Below are 14,465 nucleotides of genomic sequence, written 5' to 3' on the forward strand. Positions count from 1 at the left end.
CCGTTGCACCTTAAAACTTCCTATACAAGTACAACACCTTTATGATCAGTTACCCCTCCAGTAAACTGCCCGATGTAGGCACAAGCATCTTTACCGTTATGTCTGGCTTAGCCAACCAGCACCAGGCTATAAATTTATCGCAGGGCTTCCCCGATTTCGATTGCCCTGAGGCGTTGGTAGAAATGGTGGCAAAATACATGCGGGACGGCTTTAACCAGTATGCGCCTATGGCAGGCGTACTACAGCTGCGGGAGAAAATAAGCGTAAAAACTGAGAAAATGTATGGTTACCGCCCAGATGTGGATACTGAGATAACAGTAACTTCTGGCGCTACAGAAGGTTTGTTTGCGGCTATCACGGCAGTTGTAAAACCAGAAGATGAGGTGGTGTTATTGGAACCCTGCTACGACAGCTATGCTCCTGCCATACGTTTGTGCGGCGGCTCTCCAATTTATGTACCGCTTGCCCTCCCAAATTTCCATGTCGACTGGGATTTGGTACGCAAACGCATTTCCTCCCGTACCCGCCTTATTATCATCAACACGCCGCATAACCCAACAGGTGCCGTTATGTCTGAGCAAGATATAAACGTGCTGGCAAACATGGTGGAAGGAACAGACATACTTGTTCTGAGCGACGAGGTATACGAACACATGGTATTTGACGGGCAAGCGCATTATAGTGCGCTGGCGCAGCACCCAGTGCTGCGCCAGCGTAGCTTTGTAGTATCTTCTTTTGGGAAGACGTATCATACCACAGGCTGGAAAGTAGGTTATGTGATAGCGCCACCCGCCCTTACAACGGAGCTGCGTCGGATGCACCAGTTTATCACTTTTAGCACCGCTACTCCTTTGCAACTTGCCATTGCCGAGTTCATGGAAGACGAAACACACTACCGCCAATTGCCCGACTTTTACCAGCAAAAGCGCGACTTGTTCTGTGAGATGCTTCAGAGTTCTCGTTTTCAGTTCATACCTTCGGCTGGCACTTATTTTCAGTTGGCAAAGTATGATACCATCACCGATGAGTACGACTTGGATTTCGCGAAACGCCTGACACAGGAAATAGGCGTAGCTGCCATACCTGTCTCTGCTTTTTACCACGACAAAACCGACCATAAATACCTGCGCTTCTGCTTCGCTAAAGGAGAAGATACGTTGCAACAGGCGGCAGAAAGACTGGTGAAACTGTAGCTTTTGATATAAGACAAAAGATAGGTCTTACAGTATTAAGGTAAACCTTCTATACTCTTGCAAGTAACGAACAACGATTAACAGTTATCGAATCAAAAAATGGATTTACGCGTCACTATAGTACAAACTGCACTGCATTGGCAGGATGCTGCACAAAACAGGCGTATGTTTTCTGAAAAACTTTCCGCTGCCGCCCCTGCTACAGACCTGATCGTACTCCCAGAGATGTTTACCACAGGCTTTAGTATGAACGCTGCAGAACTAGCCGAAGCACCAGAAGGCGAAACCCTACAGTGGATGCAGCAGACAGCACAGCAGCATAATGCTGTGGTAACAGGAAGCGTCATAGTAAAAGAGGCTGATAACTTCTATAACCGCCTGTTATGGGTGCGGCCAGATGGAACTTTCGAGAAGTATGATAAACGGCACCTCTTCCGGATGGCGAAGGAACACCATACTTATACAGCAGGAAAAGAAAAGCTGTTGGTAGAGTTGAAAGGCTGGCAGGTTTGCCCACTGGTTTGTTATGATCTCCGTTTTCCTGTCTGGAGCCGCAACAAAAGCAATGCATATGATTTATCCATTTATGTAGCGAACTGGCCGAAAGTTAGAAGTATAGCATGGCGATCTTTGTTGCAAGCCCGGGCTATCGAAAACGTGGCGTATGTGATAGGAGTAAATCGTGTCGGCACTGACGGAAATAACCATCCTTACTCAGGCGATTCTGCCATCATTCACCCTAAAGGCCATAGGCTATTAGATACAGTAGAGCAAGAAGGTATCCATACACTCACGCTGAGCAAAAAAGAACTCGTTGAGTTTAGAGAAGCCTTTCCAGCACATTTAGATGCGGATGATTTTACAATTTGATTTTTAGATTATCTCTTGCCACTGTCAAGGCTCCTACCAGTGTACGAGTCCAAGGCTGCTGAGCAGAGTAGGCAAGACACCTCTTGTAAAGCGTAGTGGTTTAGCCAGCATAGAAACTCTTTATTTCTTCCTGCACCTCCTCTTCCTCCAGGTATATTTTAAACTGTAACTGCGGCCTTGCCTGGAAAATCCTTTGCAGTTGCGAATGTTCTCCCCAAAGTAGTACTAGTTGCTGCTCTTGTGGTTGTAGCATCTCCTCCAGCAAAGGCATAAAGCCAGTAATAGGCACATCAGGTGCTTCAACCTTGAAGCATACTATAGTTCTGGAATTTTGCTGAAGCAAGCGCCTGGCGTAGTGCAGCGTTATTTCATCTGACTGCAGGTCGGCATCCAGCACGGCCGCATCTGGATAATGCGTTTTCACCCACTTTATCAGCGGCAGATCATATGCTATACCTGCTGCCGCTTTCGTTACTTGTAAGTATAAAAAAGCTTTTTCCGTCATTACTGCACTAGTAGTTTTTTGGTTTCCTGGTGCCCGTCTCTGGAAGTAGCGCGCACAAAGTACATTCCCGCCTGCAGGGTTAGGTTACTCATATTATGAATGGTCCTGACCACCTCACTCCCCAATACTTTTCTCCCAACAGCATCGTATACAGCAAAAGCAACAGGTACAGCTGCTCTTAGAAACACGTCCCGCTGCCCTTTACCAGATGGATTTGGATATACCTCCAGCGCCAGGCTTTCGGTTGATTCGCCTGGGCTTGCTGTGTAGCCAGCTGTTTGCTCCAATAAATACAAACCGCCTCCTTGAGTACCCACCACAGCATACAGCTTGTCTTTTCCGCCTAAGCTAGCCACACTTATACTTAGTTGCTTTCCAAAGCGAGTAGCTCCTACCTCTTTTGTTATTTCGTTCTCCAGAAGTGCTGTTGCAGGTACAAGTTCTGTCTGTAAGTCTCGGGTAAAGTCTTTGTAAAAATTCACTACACCGCTGTCATCCACTGTTAGCAGGTCAAGTCGCCCATTTCCATCCATGTCTGCAACCGTCGGGTACAGGTTTCTTTTTAAGAAGTCGAAATCGATGCCGCCAAAGGAAGCATTTTCCAGTACAAAATTTACCGAAGCTGCATTTCCTGTGTTTCGAAATAAACTTAAACGCCCGTTGCTTTTCCCTAACAGTATATCCAGGTCACCGTCCTCATCTATGTCAGCAAAGGCTGGGGCATCGCCAGCCTCAACAGTTAAGAGCAATTGCATTGCGCTGGTGTTAAGCTGAAAGGCATTGTTTAATCCACCTACGTTTTTGATATAGCTGATCGTTGTCCTGCCATCCTGTTTTCTGGTTGTCGTCAGTACCAGGTCCTGCACACCATCACCGTCAAAATCAGCAAAAGCAGGTTTTATGGCTAATAATTCTTGCTGTGCCAGTTGCAGGTAATCATCTGTAACCAATGTGAAAGCAGGTGCTGTGCTGCTGCCTGTGTTCCTATAGTAGCTAAGGCTTGCCGTATACTTTCCTTCTCTAATGGAGGCATGGTTTCCTAACAGCATGTCCAGTTTGCCATCACCATCCAGATCTGCAAAAGCAGGAAAAGCCCCCTCTCCCAAATCCAGCATCTGGCCCTGCAGAAAATCGTCCTGTACATACTCAAAGTCAGGGAGGTGTTCTGCTCCATTGTTTTTGTAGAGCCACACCGATTGCTGCAGTTCTACGTTTCCCTCGTTTTCGTAGCTGTTAGGCGCAACCAGCAGGTCGGGCACTCCATCGAAAGTAACATCTTCGTAATAGGCAGCAGGAAAAAGGTTGAAAGAGGCGGCTCGTGTGTTGGCAGGAAAAGAGTTTTCGGAGCTACCAATAAGGGCCTCCATGGCAGAGCCGATATTCTCTAGCTTCATCAGGTTAGCGCACATCACACTTCCCATCAGCAAATCTTTATCACCATCGCCATCCAGGTCTATGGGCAGCAACGAACTTCCGTCGTGCCCCGAGTGCATAGGTGCCAGCAACCTGCCTCCCTCCAGCTCTGAACACTGCTCCTGATTGAAGGCGAACTTACCGCAGCCGTCGCACTCCGATACCTGCCCCCACCAGTGTGTTGCCTGCACAAACGTTAAGCTGTTACAATCCAGGTTTTGCTCTACCCGCATGTTCTGATAATACTCCATCGTATACCCACTCGAAAACTCCGTCAGCAGCACATCCAAATCACCGTCACCGTCCATATCTACAATGCCAGGTATATCGATGGCTTGCATTTGCATGTTAATCTCTCTGCCATTTCGCCTATAGTAAAGGGCGTCTTCGGACATGGTAAATTTTAGCTGCCCCTGTGCTGCTGCCTCTTGCCTAAAAACCCGTATGCCGAGCGGGCTACTGGTAAAAATATCTTTCAGGCCATCGCAGTTATAATCGCGTAGCAGCACCCACTGCTCCAGCCCCTCTGGGAAAAAAGCTTCATAAGCAGGAGCATACTGGTAGCGCCATTGCCCGTTTTCCTGCACGGCCAGGTACGTAAAAACTTTTCTCTGCATCCTATCGAAGATGAACAAATCTTCCTGCCCATCCTTATTTAAATCTATAGAAGAAAACTGTGGGGTATTCAGTCCGCCGCTCCAGGGCATAGCCAAGGCTCCTGCGGCTGTAGAAACAGGTACGTTATGGCGCAACTTAAACTGTAGCGGAGCCTGAGCAGTGCCGGCAAGGGAAACACAGCAAGTAAGTAAAAGCGCAAACAGTATCTTCATAAATAGTTAAAGCAGCTGGTCCTTAACAGGGCCAGCAGAAATATTTTGTAGGAAAACAGCTAAATTACCGCAATTGCTGTTTTGGATGTATATTGCCATGGCGGCTGCGGCTCTTCTGTAACGCCTGCAGCACGTATTGTAGCATCTGATTAAGATAAAATTACGCATTTCATGCCACACAGCACCGACTTTCTATACCAAAAATACTCCGAATGCCGCCACGTAAGCACCGACTCCCGTGCCGAGCAAGACCAAAGCCTGTTTTTTGCCCTGAACGGGCCCAACTTTAAGGGCGCTAAATTTGCGCTTCAGGCCTTGGAGAAAGGAGCGAAATATGCTGTAGTAGATGACCCTGCTATGGCTGCCGATAATGTTTTTGTGGTAGAAGATACTTTGCAGACCTTACAGGACCTGGCGCGCCACCACCGTCGGCAGCTAAGTATACCCGTGATTGGCATAACAGGCAGCAACGGCAAAACCTCCACCAAAGAGCTTGTATATAGTGTGCTGAGCCAGAAATTTAACACGCTTTACACGCAAGGCAACCTGAACAACCACATCGGGGTGCCGCTTACGCTACTACGCCTGAAACCTGAACACGAAATGGCGATTATTGAAATGGGTGCTAACCACATCGGAGAGATAGCCTTGCTTAGCAGCATTGCCCTACCTACACATGGCCTGATCACCAACATCGGCAAAGCACACTTAGAGGGTTTCGGCAGTTTAGAGGGTGTAGCCAGGGGCAAAAGCGAACTGTACCTGCACCTCGATGAGCACGGCGGTACCGTTTTTATAAACACTGGCAACGAGCACTTGATGCGCATGAGCCGCCGCATCCAAAACAAAATAACCTTCCCTGCCACTGCTGATTTTTACCACAGCGAACTGCTGGAGGCATCGCCTTACGTGGTGTATCGCGATGAGGAAGGCAACGAGGTAAGCACTCAGCTTGTGGGCAGCTACAATTACGAGAATATGGCTGCTGCTGCCTGTATCGGTAAATTTTTTGGCGTGCCGCTAGAAAAAGCCAATGCCGCTATTGCCAACTATAGCCCTGTGAATAACCGCTCGCAGGTACTTCAGAAAGGCAGCAATACTATTATTTTGGATGCCTACAACGCCAACCCTACCTCTATGGCCGCCGCTGTACGTAACTTCGGCGGCATGAAAGTAGCCAGGAAGATTGTGATACTGGGCGATATGTTTGAGATGGGAGCCGAAAGTGCCGCAGAGCATCGTGCGTTGGGAGAAGTTGTGGCACAACAGAGCTTTGATGCAGTATTGGTTTGCGGCAAAGACATGAAATATGCCTCGGAGGTTAGTAGCAGCTTTCTTTACTTTGCCACGAAGCCTGAACTAACAAAGTGGCTGCAGGAGCACCCTGTCTCCGAAAGCTATGTGCTGATAAAAGGATCGCGCGGCATGGGCTTAGAAACGCTGCTGGAGGTGCTATAAAATACAGCTAAAACAAGGACTTACTACTTTTGACTCTATACCCTCAAAAGCATGCTTCAAGTTTTCAACATGGAGCTTTTCATGAGGCAAGTTTTTAACTTGCGTGGCGGGATTTCATGATTTTCATAACTACGCCTTTACAAACTGGCATCATTTACAACCACAAGTTGCGCTATCGCTAAACTTGCGGCATGTTTTGCCTTTTTCCCTACAAGGTTAGCTTCGAGGATGAGATTTACTTCTATATTAACAGGAAAGGCGCGAGATTACTCCCGCGCCTTTCCTGTTAATATCAAATTTTTAATTTCTAATTTCTAATTAAAGAAGACTCTACTCTACATTCTTGAAAAACGTAGGCGAATTGCCGTAAAGCGGTGTTCTGCCGTCCCATTTCTCAATGAACTGCTGCTGAATTAGCAACGGTGTAAGCGTGCGCTGGCGCAGTTCGTTTGCTCTTGCCTCGGACTCAGCTTCTACTATTTTCTTACGGGCCTGCGCTTCGGCCACCTTTAACTCATTCTCTACCTGCATCGCTTGCTGTACTGCACGGTTTTTCAGGTTCACGGCTTTCACAATCTCGTCAGGATACTGCAGCCCGCTTGTCATTTGCTCCAGTTCAAAGCCTTCTTTTCTAAGCGACTCACCCAAGGCTATCTGCACTTTATCTTCAAAGGACTGGCGGTTAGAAATAATGCTGTCGGTGCTGTACTGGTTGAACTGGATGCGGAAAGCATCGCGGGTGTAGTTGTAAAGCGTTGTTTCGGTGATCTGCTCTATGTCTTTGCGATACTTACCGAAGATTCTGGGACTCTCTCCTGCAATCACTCTGAAAGAGATTGTCGGATCCACCGTAAAAACAGAACCGTCTTTGGCGTTTACAGTAAATGCGTTGTAGTCCACCGTCTGCACAAAGGTCGGGAACATAAAAACATCTTCGGTTAAAGGGTTGTACCACACGCGCCCTGTTACCAGCGACACGTCCTGCACACCTTTATCTGTACCGTATAGTTTAACCAAAATGCCTTCGTGGCCTGCGTCTATGCGCGTGCAGGACTGCGCAGCCACAATAGAGAAAAAGATAATAAGCACAAAGGCGGTGATCAGGGTGAAAACAGATCTGTTCATTAGGATTTATAGTTGGAAATGATGTATCGGGTAGCTACAATATTAACAGCGATCAGCAGACCCAGCAGCAGTAGTCCACCAGCCACTGCCATATCAGAAGGTTCCCGCATCAGCGCTGCCACCTCTGAAAAGGTAAGGATATCTACTAGCAGCAGCGGGAGGATCAGGAGGAGTTGCGGTTTCATGGGTGGATGATGTTATATGACGTATTAGCGGGTTAGCTATGGTGCGATTATGCAGTATAGGTTTTGTTGTGCGTTGGTAGTTTTTTGCTTTTATTCAGAATAATCCAAATCAGAATGGCGAAAACGAGTGTTATAATTGCAAAGAATTTCTCAAAATTTGTCTCTGCTACCATGTTTCCAATGGTGTTTAAGATAAACAACACCAGAAATGCCCACAGAGCAATGTCCACAATTTTCAGGGGTAAAACCTGCTTCACATAAGCTCCTTTTATCAAAAGAATTAAACCCAGAAAAAGATTGATTGCTAAAGACACTGACTCGAACAAGTACATCTCAGAATCGCTCTTTAATCGTCCGCCCCATGTAATCTCATAGGGAATAACCTTGAAAAGAATAGCCATGTGAAAAATCGTTATGGCTACAACTAGCCATAACATTATCTTTATTGCAATTCTCGCATCCATGTTCTTTCAATTTTTATATTTATGAAGCACAACGGTTTGCAATATAGCAGCGGCTGAGTATTAGAGCCAAGTAACTGTCAGCCTACATTAAGTTAATAAATAGCAGTGAACTTTGCTACTCAAGCAAACCAGCCGTTGTTATATTGCTGGGTTATAGCTCGTTTCATTTCTTCCTTTTCTCTCTTTATTCTGAAAGGTCATACTAATTAACCCTGCACTAAATAAAATTGCGCCTCCTACAAATGGAAATCCTGCTCCTACCAAATCCTCCAACAGAGGAGAGAATAAGTAAGGTAGGCAAAATACTATTCCAAAAATTCCAGCAATCATAGCGGAAACAGACCCAACATATGCTAACTTCTTCAATAGTGGTTCTAACTTATATCGCGTTTTATCTGCAAGAATCACTGATTTTCGCAATTGAATTAAATCCTTGTCTGCGTACTCGCCCAACGTCCATTCTTTAATCTGCTTGGAATTAAGTCCTAATCGAAAATCCTTAGCAAATTGAATCCATTTATAGGGAAGCAGGATAAATCCAAATGTAAAAATGGCTATGCTAGGGATAGAGATATTACCGTTACCAATCATGAAAGCCTGCATCCTTATTTCGTCAACCGGAGTCATCTTGTAGTCCAACAAGCTATGCTTCAAATCATGCGATTCATATCCAGGCACTAATCTTAGTTTATTTGTATCAAGACAATCTGCTACCTCTCTTCCCAAAGTCCCGGCCTCCAGTTTTCTTAATTCATCCACCTGCAGATCATAGAGCCTCATGTTATGAAACCTCTCGATTATCCATACAGATAGGTGAAAAGCTAGCTTGATTATTAACTCTGGAATAACTTGAATATGTCGCATAATTCTGTCTAAATGAGCTATAACGTACAAGGCCAGGAGGCGCCAAGGCTTGCCTGCCTTGCCTTGATGGCTTTTGGGTGTAGTTATCCGTGCTTGTTTTCCCTTTTTTGTAGTGATTTCGTGGTTTTAATTTCTTTTTTTATTTCAGGAAAAACAAGCTGCTCGTTGGCGCATTTTCTCCCCTTAAACTTCCTTCTAAGTGGCGCTTTAGGCGGAGGCGATGCTGTTAATACAGGTATTGACAACGTTGCCGCAGACGTCAGGCTGGCTGGCCTCGGAAAAGAAAGACTAACCTATCATTGGCCTCTCTATTGCCGCAATGCACTGAAAAATAGCCACCTGCCGAAGTTAGCCTCTTGACTTTGTCCTTCCCAAAGCCTAACTCCGACCGCCGCAAGACTTCGGCCCAAACCAAAGCTTCAGGCCCTTGGCTCTTTTCCCCTTCTTTGCCCGCTTTAGTGGCCTTTGATGCCTCCCAGCCCCTAAAAAGCCTGAAAGACACACCACTTTAAAAATTGAAAATGTGACAATGACGGATGAACTTCCTGCTAAACGAAACTTATTCCTTTTAGCCGCCAACCGGTAGTTGTATAAACGTAACTGGACTAACGAATATACTATATATTTACATTATAATACTACACAAAGCAATTTAACTTTTTGACCACTTGGCAATAAACTGAGTTGCAAGCGTAACATTTGTTGCTAAAAAATACCTGTACCACTTTCTCCTGCACAAATCCCTCTTTTTTACGACCTTTGCTCTCATTCTTAATTCTTAACTCATTATTCTTAATTGAGCCAGTCCACCATTTATAAGGAATACCTGCTGCAATCGGAGCCTAACAAGTTTGAGGCGGAAAACCTGCAGGCAGGCGAGATGATCATTAACATGGGTCCGCAGCACCCCTCTACACACGGCGTACTGCGCCTGGAGGTGCTTACGGATGGAGAGCTGATTGTGGACGTGGCGCCGCACATAGGCTACCTGCACCGTTGCTTCGAGAAGCATGCAGAGAACATGGCCTACAACCAAACCATCCCATACGTAGACCGCATGGATTACTTGGCCGCCATGAACTCGGAGCATGTGTGGTGTATGGGCGTAGAAAAGCTGCTGGGAATAGAAGATAAAATCCCGAAGCGGGTGGAGTATATACGGGTGCTGGTGGCGGAACTGAACCGCATTGCCTCGCACTTTGTAGCCATCGGCACCTACGGTATCGATATTGGAGCTTTTACACCTTTCCTGTGGCTGCTCCGCGACCGAGAACACATACAGCGCCTGCTGGAGTGGGCATCGGGAGCCCGCATGCTGTACAACTACATTTGGGTGGGCGGCTTATACTACGATCTGCCCATCGGCTTTGAGGATCATTGCCGTGAATTTGTAAAGTACCTGCGCCCGAAACTAAAGGAACTGGAAACAATACTTCTCACAAATAAGATTTTTATAGACCGAACCGCCAACGTAGGTATTCTGCCGCTTGATGTGGCGATTAACTATGGCTGCTCAGGCCCCATGCTGCGTGGCTCTGGCCTAAAGCACGACCTGCGCCGCGTAGACGGATACAGCGTTTACCCTGAGCTGGAGTTTGAAATACCGATTGGCCAGGGTGCGGCAGGCACCACAGGCGACTGCTGGGACCGCAATTATGTGCGGGCGCAGGAATGTTACGAATCGCTGCACATTATCGAGCAATGCCTCGACCAGTTGCAGGGCAACTATAAACGCACGCCAGAATTCGATCCGCAGGAGGCTTGTCCGAAGAAACTGCGCATGACAGGCAGCCAGGAACTATACTTTCGTGCTGAAACACCGCGTGGCGAGCTAGGCTACTACTTCCGCACCACCGACCGCAGCGATGTGCCTTTCCGCTGCAAAGGCCGCTCCCCCTGCTTCTCTAACCTATCGGTGCTGCACGAGATAAGCAAAGGCTGTATGATAGCTGATATGATTGCCATTGTTGGCTCTGTAGATATTGTATTGGGCGAACTAGACAGGTAAAAGAGAAAACAAGCGCAGGCATTTGCTTGTGCTTTTGCTGCTGTTGTACAGTTCATAGCTAAGCGGCTATCTCAAAATTGCACTGATGACCTATAGCTTCTTCAGTATCAGAAACCTTTAAACTGTGCCTGCGATAAAACCAATGTTAATTTATTGTTAAGACACACCAAAATTGCCTACATGATTTTAAGATTTCCCAAGCTTCTGACAGTGCACCTGCTGTGGCTTAGCTTGCTTGCAACTCCTATAGCGGCGCAGGCCCAGGTGCAGCCTACTAAAGCCGATACAGCCTTTGTGCTTCCTGCCGATACCGTACTACCTGGGCAAAAGAAGCCTTTTACAGAATCGCAGCGTTTAGAAGGCGACAATAGCCGCTTCCTGAAAAGAGCTGTTATTCCTTCGGCTGCACTTATAGGGTTGGGTATTTCCACTATTGGAGGTAGAGGCATATTAAGCAGCAACGATGTATTCGACTACAGAACTAAAACCTTCCCCAACTTCGCCACCAATGCCGACGATTTTGCCATGCTGGCACCACTGGTAGGTCTTTACGGATTTAACCTGATATCCTCGCAGAACCGACACGAACTGCCCCGCCAAACCTTACTATTGGCTTCGGCAGGAGTGCTCACATCGGCTATGGTATGGCCCACAAAAAAAATTACTGATATAGACAGGCCTAACGGAAAGTCATACGCTTTCCCCTCGGGGCACACAGCTTACGCCTTTACGATAGCCACCTTCATGGACAAAGAATTTCGCCATAAAAGCCCATGGGTAAGTGTTGCCAGCTATAGTATTGCGGGTGCAACAGGCGCGCTGCGCGTACTGAATAATGCCCACTGGATGTCTGATGTGTTAGCTGGGGCAGGTGTAGGTATACTTTCTGTTAACACAGTGTATTGGATTCATGCTAAACTAACCCAGGGTGGAGGCCTAAACACTGCTACAATAGTTCCTGTTATGCTACCAGGCGGCAATATAGGAATGGCCTTTGCCATGCAATTCTAGCCTCATTTCTTAAAGCTATAAATTATAGGGCGTTTCTTCCGTAACAGGAGGAAACGCTTTTATTTTAATCTTTACTCTATGCCACAACTCCGATTGTTTGCCCTTCTTTTGTTTTGCCTCACTTCTGTTACAGCCCAGCCTCAGGTGCGCATGGTGCAGGGCACTGTGCGCGATGCACGTACAAATGAAAAGCTACCTTTTGTAAGCATAGCCGCCAATAAGGGCGAGACAGGTACCACTACCAACCTCGAAGGCCGGTACCAACTGCGCCACAACCGCCCGATTACAAGCTTACGGTTTAGCTATGTTGGCTATAACCCACAGGTTGTGAATGTGGATTCAGCCAGCACTTTTAACGTTTACCTGCAGCCTTCAGCGGCGCAGCTACAGGAGGTGGTCGTGTTTTCTACAGGCGAAAACCCTGCGCACCGTATCATCAGGCTGGCAAACCAAAACCGCGAGCGCCACCAACCCGAGAACCTAAACGCCTACACCTACCGCACTTACAACAAGTTTATACTTACCGCCACCAACCTGCAGGAAGGTGAAATGAGCGACACCCTACAGCTTGCCCAGCAGGATTCCTCCTATATCAGAATACGGAACCTGCTTTCGAAGCAGCACCTTTTCCTGATGGAAAGTATTACAGACTACGCCTACCTCCGCCCCAGCAAATCAAAAGAAACCATACTGGCTACGCGTGTGTCGGGTTTGCAACAGCCGAGCTTTGGTATAGTTGCCGCCGAGGCACGTGACTTTTCTGTTTACGACGATATGCCCGTTTTCTTTGGCAAGCGCTACCTCAGCCCCTTAAGCACAGGTAGCACCCGCAAGTATGACTTTGTGTTGCAGGAAACGACAGTGCAGGGGCAGGATACGCTCTTCATAATTTCCTTTAAACCACAGGAAGGAAGAAATTTCGAAGGCTTGAATGGCTTGCTTTACATCAACAGCGATGGTTGGGCAGTGCAAAACGTACTGGCTGAATCAGCTGCCGACGATGAACGCAACATAAAGCTGCAGCAGCGGTTCGAGCAGGTGGGGCCACAACAGCAGTGGTTTCCGACAGAACTGGACGTAGAAATACGGGTACCACAGGTCAGCATGCGGGGCCACCAGCCTTACGCCCACTTGCGCACCTATATTACAAACATCAACTTAAACCCCAACCTCCACAGGTCAGACTTCGGTGTGGTGGCTCTGCAGCAAAAGGCAGATGCTGCACGCCAGCCAGATACATTTTGGCAACAGTACCGCCCTGATTCGCTTAGCAAACTGGAGCGCTACACTTACCACCAGCTAGACAGTGTGGGCAAAGCTGAGAATATTGAGAAAACCATACGTATTGCCGAGTATCTTATGGCAAAGCAAATACCTTTCGGAGTGGTAAGCCTCGACTTAAACCGCCTGCTACGTGTTAGCTCCTTCGAAGGTCTGCGCCTGGGTGCAGGCTTCCATACAAACGACAGACTTTCAGAACGCTTTAGTGTAGGAGGTTACGGCGGCTACGGCTTCGGTGATAAAGAATTTAAATATGGCGCTGATGCCCGTTTTGTTTTTCACGAGCCCTCTCAGCTGCAGCTAAAAGCAGAATTTTTTGAAGATATTATAGAAGCTGGAGGCCGCAGATTACCTTTCAAACAACGCAGCCTGCTCCGAGATTTCAGGTCTGCTCTGCTACCGGAAGTAGATTACACTACGCATAAGAGCTTGGCCCTTTCGGGTCGCCCCTTCCTCTACGTGCAGGCACAGGCCATGCTGAGGCAGGAGCAACGAAGGCCAACCTTAGACTTTGCCTCCCTTGATAACACTGCTTTTAACCTGACGGAGGCAGTGATAAGCATGCGGTATGCCTATGGTGAAAAGTACATGCAACAGTTTAACCAACTCATTGCTATGCCTACCGAATATCCCGTGCTGTGGCTACAATATACCCGCAGTTTGGATGGCGTATGGAACGGCGACTACAGCTACGATAAAGTTGATGCACGATTAGAAACAACCTTTCGCCACCGCACTCTGGGCGAGAGCAGTTTTACTTTCGCTGGCGGTTGGCTACAAGGCAACGCGCCCCTGACAAGCCTATTTAACGGCTACGGCAGCTACAACCCAGACTACATGGTTTATGCTGGCGAAGGCTTTGAAACGATGCAGCCCTACGAGTTCTTCTCCGATCGCTATGCTGCTTTGTTTTTTAAACAAAACTTCGGAAAAAGATTCCTCAACACAAGATTCTTCGCACCTGACATAGCGCTAGTTACTAACGCAGGTATAGGCACTTTGTCTGATCCTTTGGAGTTTCTGGAGGAAGTTCCGATACAAAGCATGCGGAAAGGCTTTTTTGAGTCTGGCCTGCTCTTGAATAATGTCATCAGTTCTCCTTTCTCAGGGGTAGGCATCGGTGCTTTCTACCGCTACGGCCCCTACAGCTTCGACAACTTCAAAGATAACCTCAAGATTAAGATGACGATTTCACTGGCATTCTAGAACCTCTCTTCGGTTGTGGTTTAGAATGTATGATGTAGGAATAAATATGGCA

At 47.2% G+C, this 14,465-nt stretch carries 13 protein-coding genes; 7 read left to right on the plus strand and 6 right to left on the minus strand.

The genetic code is table 11. The annotated features are described in order from the left end of the window. The first annotated feature begins 41 nt into the window (after positions 1-41). Positions 42-1,193: a methionine aminotransferase gene (locus LN893_RS18150; protein ID WP_229972558.1), complete on the plus strand. Its 1,152-nt coding sequence runs from the start codon at positions 42-44 to the stop codon at positions 1,191-1,193. A 99-nt stretch (positions 1,194-1,292) separates the two neighbouring features. Further along, positions 1,293-2,063, plus strand: coding sequence for an amidohydrolase (locus LN893_RS18155; protein WP_229972560.1), 771 nt, complete (start codon positions 1,293-1,295; stop codon positions 2,061-2,063). A 100-nt stretch (positions 2,064-2,163) separates the two neighbouring features. Here LN893_RS18155 and LN893_RS18160 read toward each other — a convergent pair whose 3' ends face one another. After that, on the minus strand, positions 2,164-2,568 hold the full coding sequence (locus LN893_RS18160) for a hypothetical protein (RefSeq protein ID WP_229972562.1): 405 nt from the start codon (positions 2,566-2,568) through the stop codon (positions 2,164-2,166). Further along, positions 2,568-4,811 carry a T9SS type A sorting domain-containing protein gene (locus LN893_RS18165; RefSeq protein ID WP_229972564.1) on the minus strand — a complete coding sequence of 748 codons (2,244 nt, stop codon included), beginning with the start codon at positions 4,809-4,811 and terminating at the stop codon, positions 2,568-2,570. The genes LN893_RS18160 and LN893_RS18165 overlap by 1 nt, the downstream gene beginning before the upstream one ends. A 171-nt stretch (positions 4,812-4,982) precedes the next feature. Here LN893_RS18165 and LN893_RS18170 point away from each other — a divergent pair, with 171 nt between their 5' ends. After that, positions 4,983-6,269, plus strand: coding sequence for a UDP-N-acetylmuramoyl-tripeptide--D-alanyl-D-alanine ligase (locus LN893_RS18170; protein ID WP_229972566.1), 1,287 nt, complete (start codon positions 4,983-4,985; stop codon positions 6,267-6,269). 330 nt (positions 6,270-6,599) lie between these two features. Here LN893_RS18170 and LN893_RS18175 read toward each other — a convergent pair whose 3' ends face one another. From LN893_RS18175 to LN893_RS18190, 4 genes are all read right to left on the minus strand, one after another. Further along, a complete protein-coding gene (locus LN893_RS18175) occupies positions 6,600-7,394 on the minus strand; it encodes an SPFH domain-containing protein (protein ID WP_229972569.1) in 795 nt (264 codons plus the stop codon). Beyond that, positions 7,394-7,579, minus strand: coding sequence for a hypothetical protein (locus LN893_RS18180; protein WP_229972572.1), 186 nt, complete (start codon positions 7,577-7,579; stop codon positions 7,394-7,396). Before LN893_RS18180 ends, LN893_RS18175 begins: the two co-directional genes overlap by 1 nt. A gap of 47 nt (positions 7,580-7,626) precedes the next feature. Beyond that, complete coding sequence (locus LN893_RS18185) at positions 7,627-7,980, minus strand: hypothetical protein (protein WP_229972574.1); 354 nt, start codon at positions 7,978-7,980, stop codon at positions 7,627-7,629. Positions 7,981-8,181: 201 nt separating this feature from the next. After that, positions 8,182-8,823 carry a hypothetical protein gene (locus LN893_RS18190; protein WP_229972576.1) on the minus strand — a complete coding sequence of 214 codons (642 nt, stop codon included), beginning with the start codon at positions 8,821-8,823 and terminating at the stop codon, positions 8,182-8,184. A 96-nt stretch (positions 8,824-8,919) separates the two neighbouring features. Between LN893_RS18190 and LN893_RS18195 the strand changes: the two genes are divergently transcribed. The 4 genes from LN893_RS18195 to LN893_RS18210 all read left to right on the plus strand — a co-directional run bounded on the left by LN893_RS18195 (position 8,920) and on the right by LN893_RS18210 (position 14,413). Continuing rightward, positions 8,920-9,267 (plus strand): hypothetical protein, encoded by a 348-nt coding sequence (locus tag LN893_RS18195; protein WP_229972577.1) that lies wholly within the window; start codon positions 8,920-8,922, stop codon positions 9,265-9,267. A gap of 436 nt (positions 9,268-9,703) precedes the next feature. Then, positions 9,704-10,915: an NADH-quinone oxidoreductase subunit D gene (locus LN893_RS18200; RefSeq protein ID WP_229972579.1), complete on the plus strand. Its 1,212-nt coding sequence runs from the start codon at positions 9,704-9,706 to the stop codon at positions 10,913-10,915. 180 nt (positions 10,916-11,095) lie between these two features. Further along, positions 11,096-11,926, plus strand: a complete 831-nt coding sequence (locus LN893_RS18205) for a phosphatase PAP2 family protein (RefSeq protein WP_229972581.1) — start codon at positions 11,096-11,098, stop codon at positions 11,924-11,926. A 78-nt stretch (positions 11,927-12,004) separates the two neighbouring features. Then, complete coding sequence (locus LN893_RS18210; RefSeq protein WP_229972583.1) at positions 12,005-14,413, plus strand: DUF5686 and carboxypeptidase-like regulatory domain-containing protein; 2,409 nt, start codon at positions 12,005-12,007, stop codon at positions 14,411-14,413. Positions 14,414-14,465: the final 52 nt, after the last annotated feature.

The organism is Pontibacter harenae, assembly GCF_020907245.1.
Taxonomy (GTDB): domain Bacteria; phylum Bacteroidota; class Bacteroidia; order Cytophagales; family Hymenobacteraceae; genus Pontibacter; species Pontibacter harenae.

Bases quoted from the DNA above. Each gene is read 5' to 3' on its own strand.
- LN893_RS18150 (WP_229972558.1), top strand. From the start codon at position 42: ATGATCAGTTACCCCTCCAGTAAACTGCCCGATGTAGGCACAAGCATC.
- LN893_RS18155 (WP_229972560.1), top strand. From the start codon at position 1,293: ATGGATTTACGCGTCACTATAGTACAAACTGCACTGCATTGGCAGGAT.
- LN893_RS18160 (WP_229972562.1), bottom strand. From the start codon at position 2,568: ATGACGGAAAAAGCTTTTTTATACTTACAAGTAACGAAAGCGGCAGCA.
- LN893_RS18165 (WP_229972564.1), bottom strand. From the start codon at position 4,811: ATGAAGATACTGTTTGCGCTTTTACTTACTTGCTGTGTTTCCCTTGCC.
- LN893_RS18170 (WP_229972566.1), top strand. From the start codon at position 4,983: ATGCCACACAGCACCGACTTTCTATACCAAAAATACTCCGAATGCCGC.
- LN893_RS18175 (WP_229972569.1), bottom strand. From the start codon at position 7,394: ATGAACAGATCTGTTTTCACCCTGATCACCGCCTTTGTGCTTATTATC.
- LN893_RS18180 (WP_229972572.1), bottom strand. From the start codon at position 7,579: ATGAAACCGCAACTCCTCCTGATCCTCCCGCTGCTGCTAGTAGATATC.
- LN893_RS18185 (WP_229972574.1), bottom strand. From the start codon at position 7,980: ATGGCTATTCTTTTCAAGGTTATTCCCTATGAGATTACATGGGGCGGA.
- LN893_RS18190 (WP_229972576.1), bottom strand. From the start codon at position 8,823: ATGAGGCTCTATGATCTGCAGGTGGATGAATTAAGAAAACTGGAGGCC.
- LN893_RS18195 (WP_229972577.1), top strand. From the start codon at position 8,920: ATGAGCTATAACGTACAAGGCCAGGAGGCGCCAAGGCTTGCCTGCCTT.
- LN893_RS18205 (WP_229972581.1), top strand. From the start codon at position 11,096: ATGATTTTAAGATTTCCCAAGCTTCTGACAGTGCACCTGCTGTGGCTT.
- LN893_RS18210 (WP_229972583.1), top strand. From the start codon at position 12,005: ATGCCACAACTCCGATTGTTTGCCCTTCTTTTGTTTTGCCTCACTTCT.